Source organism: Microcoleus sp. B13-B6 (genome assembly GCF_036705405.1).
Taxonomy (GTDB): Bacteria; Cyanobacteriota; Cyanobacteriia; order Cyanobacteriales; family Microcoleaceae; genus Microcoleus.
Map to the genome: position 1 here is coordinate 1 of NZ_JAUBUJ010000201.1, position 5,501 is coordinate 5,501.

The window sequence follows — 5,501 nt, forward strand, 5'->3', positions numbered from 1 at the left end:
TGGGATGGGCGTCCCGCCCGTCCAGAAAGGGCGGGCGGGACGCCCAACCCACTTTCAAGAGTGTAAATTATTTAATTAGCGATCCTTAGATGGAATAAAAAAGTGGAAAGGACTTGGCATCTTTCGGCTTTACGAACACTCTTTGCTGGGGCTGCAAGTTCAAGCTATCGAATCTTTCTCTAGTCAAATTAGCGTTTACTACTTGACCGTCATCTAAGGTTAATTCTACCTGAATTTCCCATCCCAAATGAATCAAGCGACTGATTCTGGCAGGCACTGTTGCACTATTTTCTGTAGTTTCAATTACTACGTCGTGAGGGCGCAAGAAAATCTCTGGGTTGGCGGAGTCAAAGCCGTTGTCTTGAAACATTCTTGAACTGCTAGGCAATACATTGACTGGACCGATAAAACTCATTACGAAAGCACTCGCTGGATTGTCGTAAATTTCTGCTGGTGTGCCTACTTGTTCGATTTTACCTTTATTCATTACTGTAATGCGATCGGCAACTTCCATCGCTTCTTCTTGATCGTGCGTCACAAAGACTGTGGTAACGTGAACTTCGTCGTGCAGTCGCCGCAACCAAGCGCGCAAATCTTTGCGAACTTTGGCATCGAGAGCTCCAAAAGGTTCGTCTAGCAGTAACACTTTCGGTTCCACAGCCAGGGCTCTGGCGAGGGCCACCCGCTGCCGCTGGCCTCCTGAAAGTTGCGACGGGTATCTATCGCCCAATCCTGCCAATTGCACTAAATTCAACAATTCTTCTACCCGCGATTTGACTTTCGCGGGCGGTGTTTTCTGAATTTGCATCCCGAAAGCGATGTTTTTTCGCACTGTCATGTGCTTGAATAGCGCGTAGTGCTGAAACACGAACCCAATTTTGCGGTCTTGGACGCTAGTATTGGTCGCATCTTGGCCTGTCAGCCAGATTTTGCCAGAGTCGGGCATTTCTAAACCGGCAATCAGCCGCAGCAGTGTAGACTTGCCGGAACCAGACGGGCCCAGCAATGCGACTAGGGAACCCGATTCAATTTTTAAGCTGACTCGATCGAGTGCTTGGAAACTGCCAAACTGTTTTGATACGTTTTCTACAACTATCATTTAATTACGATTTTCCAATACTTTCAGCCTTTACGTACCTGATTTCTATCACTACTCTAGCAAAACAGTCATTTTAGGGGCCTTTTGGGCCTCATTTTTGGCTGTTCACCTGTCCCAGTGTCTCCTACATGACACTCGCTTACAAGCAAGCTCTTCTATCAATCTTCTACCTTGCACCCATAGGCGATATTTGCGATCGCGCTTCCTCTAATTCCCGCTTTACCGCTTCATACTTGCCCTCAAGCTCATTATGATTGGCTTGGAGCATATTGATTTGAAATTGGGCGTCCGCTAAAGCTTCTTCAGGAGTAAAGCCGTAGATTTTGGCATCGGCGATCGCGTCAGTCACGCTATGCGTATGTTGTGATTGTAGGCTTTCGGCTTCTGACCGGGACGGTATTGGGTTAAGCATCCCGTCATGACTAACGCAACCCTGCTTAATTAACTCGATAAATTTATCCACCGCTACACTCATGTTGCCCGTCATCCGAAGCAGTTTGACTGTTTCCGGCTTAAGCGTTAGTGTCACCCGTATTGCACCCGTACCTTTTTTATTTACACCAGGTTTTAGGTTGGTTAAACTTTTTGGGTTAATTTTCATTGTTTCTCTAGTGTATTTTCTGGAGTAGCCCCCTACTGTAGGGGGCTACTTGTAAAAATGCCAGCTTAGACTAGCAGGTCAAAGATGTTGGCTAAGTTTTTAGGTTTTTGGATACCAACAGTCGATTGGAGTTTGGCTACCTTCTCTTTCAGTACCTGTAATTGAAGCTCAACAGCATCAAGCCTACTTTCTATCGTCTCCGTCTCACCGGTATTACTTTCGCTAACTTCTGCGAGTAAATTGTTTAACTCGGTCAAAAAGCTTACCTTGAAAGCATTTAGGTCGAACTGAGAATCTCTTTCGATTAATTCGTTAACCCTTTCGGCGACACAAAGTAAATATTTGTTGATAGCCTTGATAGCTATTTCATTACTTATTGTTCTGGGTAGATACCGCGCGTACTCAGACTCTGTGTATTCAAACGTAGGTAATTTTTCCATTGGTTTTGTTGGGTAGTTTAGGTAAGGCTAGTTTAACGTCATTGCGGACGGTATCAGATCAAAAGGGTAACAGCGCCAAGTTTTTGAAGGTATAACCATTTTTCCTTTGTACCCCTTGAACGTTGTCAGCAATTCCTGATTGTGCGATAGCGCCCAAAAAGATCGATTTTCCTCGCGACCGATAGCCGTTAGTGTTGCACCATTCCTTCATGGCAGTTGCTGACTGTTACCAGTCAATAAGGTTTTCGGTTTCAATGGTAGGTAAAGTATTAGCCGTATCTGACAAAATATTATTATCATTTGACCTGTGACGCTCAAATTCATTGTTTGTCACCGCAATCCCTATTTCCAGTAGCCATCTACAAGTGTGAGAAATAGTAGGAAAACTTTTGGCAACAGTTAGCTGCTTTATTTTTTCCATCATCTCGCTTGATAATCGAGCGTGAATTTCATTTTTTACCATTCATCCTCCTTTAGCTCAAAGTTTGTCAGTTCTAGCAGTTCCCGGAAAGCGTCGGTATTGGTTACCCCAAAAGTTTGACTAAGTAGTAAGTCAAGGAATAACAAATTGCGATGAACGTCAACAATCGTGACGTTACTCACAAAAGAAATTGGCACGTCGCTATATTTTTTTAGGGGCGTGGCTGTAATCAACGCTTCGCGTAGTTTTTGTTGTGCCAGTTTAAGACTTTGAATTACTTCCCTTGTGTTAGCTGATATTTCGCACAAGGTGTCGCAATATTTTTCGATTTGATAGTATCTTTCGTCGTTGTAGTTCATGGTTTTTCTAGTCTCTCTGTGTGTATTTCTGGGAGTAGCCCCCTACAGTAGGGGGCTACTTATAAAAATGCCAACTCAAACTAACCGATTAAGTTGACTGCGTAACTGGGCCAGCCTAAATATTTGTTTTTGACAAGTCTTAAGCAAGTCAACTGCTAACGTCAGGTTTAGTTTTAGGAACCTTGCTTGTGAAGTAGGGATTAAGCTATTGACTTCTTCCAAGGTGTCAATCAAATTAGCAAAGTTATTGCAAAATTTCCGATCTTTTGTTACCCTCTCTACCTCTTCTATCCAATCACGCGTTGTTCTTTTGGTTCTCATTTTTTGACAAATACATAGACGTACTTCCCTCTTTTTGACATTACTCTCCATCCCAGAGCTCGGATATCGAACTGTAGTTGATCGGGCTTAATGCGCGGAATAAGCCCGGACTCTGCGTGAGAATCTATCCTTTGCTTTAAGGCTTTAGGGTCTACTTCAATTAGTATCGATTTGGGGCTTGTTTCCCATTCTGACGTCGGGATACCCGAAAGCTCGCTTAAAGTCTCAGCGAGAATTACTTCGTAAATGCCCTCCTTTGATTTTTTTCTGAATTCAAAGTAACCCTCGAAAAAGTCAAAGGCTTCACCAAGTTCACCCCAAACGCCTGTACACAACCCTGCAACAATAACATCGGAAACAAGTTTCCAAGACTGTTTTGAGTAGCTAGCTGGAAAATTGCTTTTTACTCTGAGCTGGCATTCATGGTGCAACTCCCAGTTAGGGGGAGTGTCGTTCCAGTAAATGCTTAACTCTTTTTTTAGAGAGTTGATAGCCAAAGTATCAGGGTTAATCAATTGGTCTAAATTCTGCTTTGGCTCGAACTTGACGGTTATTAATCTCCGTCGTATTTCAGGGCTATCGATACGCCAAACAGTTGTAAACACTTTTGGACAGAATACGTAAAATGGAATATTTTGCCCTTTACCGTTGCTGATACTTTGCTTATCCGTGTACCTGTCGTACCCGTTGAGAAGGGCCGTTAATACGTCCCGTTCATCAAAGAATTCTTTGTCAGCATTGTCGAGCAAATAAAAGCAGTTTTTCTCAATCGAGAAGGTAGATGGATCGGCCCATCTAATTTGATTGATGTCATTTTTGATACTTGCAGCCGTTGATCGGGCGTTAAGGGTACTGCCTGTTACGCGGGAAAATATTTTGATACACTCCGACTTTCCTGAGCCCGGCTCCCCCCTTAGTTCTAGTATTGGAAGGATGTCGGACAAGGCGCTCGGTAAACTCGCATAAGCAGCAAGTAATGGATAAACGATATCGGGCACAGGGATTGCTATCGTCATCCGAAAAAGGTTTTCTAGTTTTCTTCCTATCGTTTCACCTTCAATCGGAATTTTGTTGCTATCGTCTTGCTTTAACCTTTTAAGCCTCGCATATTTTCCGATGTCTAGTTCATTGTCAACAGGCTCACCATCTTCTATTGGATTGACTAAAGCTTGCCTTACTTTTTCGGGTAAATCTTTGATACTCATTGCCACATTCTCACGATTAAATCGATAGATTTAGCCAGCGCTAGTTGGTCACTAGTAGAGTCAGCGTTACTAGGGACATGGGTTAGTAATATCCCTAACTCATGCAATGTGGCGATAGACGAATAATCCCGTCCGAGATGTCGTTTAAGAAACTCAAAACGTGCTTCTAACTTTTCAGTTTCGGTCTCTGCCTTTTGGTAGGTTTTACCACTACCGCTAAAGCTGCTAGAAGTAATAGCAGTCAACACCCCTTTATCGATTTCTGTCAAGTCAGTATTCGCCTTTACTGCGACAACAATTGTGTTTTTTACCTTAGCCTCCCAGTAGGCGATTGTTGTCGCATCTAAATCGGGTTTTTTGGTTTCCTCTAAAAATTGAGGATTAACGTAGGGCGCAATAACTGCTGAAACACAATCACTGTCAATACTTTCCAAGACATCCTTAGCAAAACCGTAAAGGTAGTTTTCGCTTGATTCGACTTCCTTGTCCTCAAACTTTCTCGTTTCATTGTTCCAAGTAGGTTTTTTCGTCTTCCAAAAACTTACGATAACTTTTTGCATTCCGTCAACTTTCCAAGCCTTATCCTTTGAATTTTCTATTCCAATAGATTCACTGTGCAGCAAGCCGTAAAAATGAACTGCTTTATCATCGACACTGTAGTAAGCTTCAGCAAATATGATGCGATCGTGTATCGTTGTCTTGTCAGCCTGAATAAACAGTCGATTTGGTTTGTTTTCCTTACCTTCGTAAAAATTGATAGCCATTGGTATGTTGTTAGGGGTACTGGCGGACGTGTTGGCATTTTTACAAGTAGCCCCCTACTGTAGGGGGCTACTCTAGGAAATGCACACAAAAAAAGAGAAAGCTAGCTTCACACTATGCAGATGATGTGACTCTAGCTTTTTTACTTGTGACCTTACCGATCGGATACCAGCCTAAAACTCAACTAACAATTCATTAAGCTCTTGGCGGGTAGGTGGGAACTGTCCACCCCGTTCGTAGTGGGTAAGCAACCGACTGTAGGTGATGCCCGACTTCAAGTCCCCAAAGTGTTT

The 5,501-nt window shown here is 43.1% G+C and carries 7 protein-coding genes; all 7 read right to left on the reverse strand.

Translation table 11 applies throughout. The annotated features are described in order from the left end of the window. Nucleotides 1-85: 85 nt before the first annotated feature. Nucleotides 86-1,099: a sulfate/molybdate ABC transporter ATP-binding protein gene (locus QUB35_RS38235; protein WP_333148188.1), complete on the reverse strand. Its 1,014-nt coding sequence runs from the start codon at nt 1,097-1,099 to the stop codon at nt 86-88. Between the two features lie 166 nt (nt 1,100-1,265). Further along, nucleotides 1,266-1,700 (reverse strand): hypothetical protein, encoded by a 435-nt coding sequence (locus QUB35_RS38240; RefSeq protein WP_333148190.1) that lies wholly within the window; start codon nt 1,698-1,700, stop codon nt 1,266-1,268. 65 nt (nt 1,701-1,765) lie between these two features. Further along, complete coding sequence (locus QUB35_RS38245; protein WP_333148192.1) at nt 1,766-2,140, reverse strand: hypothetical protein; 375 nt, start codon at nt 2,138-2,140, stop codon at nt 1,766-1,768. 226 nt (nt 2,141-2,366) lie between these two features. Beyond that, complete coding sequence (locus QUB35_RS38250; protein WP_333148195.1) at nt 2,367-2,603, reverse strand: hypothetical protein; 237 nt, start codon at nt 2,601-2,603, stop codon at nt 2,367-2,369. After that, entirely contained in the window at nt 2,597-2,920 is a 324-nt protein-coding gene (locus QUB35_RS38255) for a hypothetical protein (protein ID WP_333148198.1), read from the reverse strand. The genes QUB35_RS38250 and QUB35_RS38255 overlap by 7 nt, the downstream gene beginning before the upstream one ends. 317 nt (nt 2,921-3,237) lie before the next feature. Continuing rightward, nucleotides 3,238-4,446 carry a hypothetical protein gene (locus QUB35_RS38260; RefSeq protein ID WP_333148200.1) on the reverse strand — a complete coding sequence of 403 codons (1,209 nt, stop codon included), beginning with the start codon at nt 4,444-4,446 and terminating at the stop codon, nt 3,238-3,240. Further along, nucleotides 4,443-5,210: a hypothetical protein gene (locus QUB35_RS38265; protein WP_333148202.1), complete on the reverse strand. Its 768-nt coding sequence runs from the start codon at nt 5,208-5,210 to the stop codon at nt 4,443-4,445. Before QUB35_RS38265 ends, QUB35_RS38260 begins: the two co-directional genes overlap by 4 nt. Nucleotides 5,211-5,501 lie beyond the last annotated feature (291 nt).

What these genes read in the sequence shown, in the direction of transcription:
- QUB35_RS38250 (WP_333148195.1), bottom strand. Translation starts at nt 2,603, where the DNA reads ATGGTAAAAAATGAAATTCACGCTCGATTATCAAGCGAGATGATGGAA.
- QUB35_RS38240 (WP_333148190.1), bottom strand. Translation starts at nt 1,700, where the DNA reads ATGAAAATTAACCCAAAAAGTTTAACCAACCTAAAACCTGGTGTAAAT.
- QUB35_RS38265 (WP_333148202.1), bottom strand. Translation starts at nt 5,210, where the DNA reads ATGGCTATCAATTTTTACGAAGGTAAGGAAAACAAACCAAATCGACTG.
- QUB35_RS38260 (WP_333148200.1), bottom strand. Translation starts at nt 4,446, where the DNA reads ATGAGTATCAAAGATTTACCCGAAAAAGTAAGGCAAGCTTTAGTCAAT.
- QUB35_RS38245 (WP_333148192.1), bottom strand. Translation starts at nt 2,140, where the DNA reads ATGGAAAAATTACCTACGTTTGAATACACAGAGTCTGAGTACGCGCGG.
- QUB35_RS38235 (WP_333148188.1), bottom strand. Translation starts at nt 1,099, where the DNA reads ATGATAGTTGTAGAAAACGTATCAAAACAGTTTGGCAGTTTCCAAGCA.
- QUB35_RS38255 (WP_333148198.1), bottom strand. Translation starts at nt 2,920, where the DNA reads ATGAACTACAACGACGAAAGATACTATCAAATCGAAAAATATTGCGAC.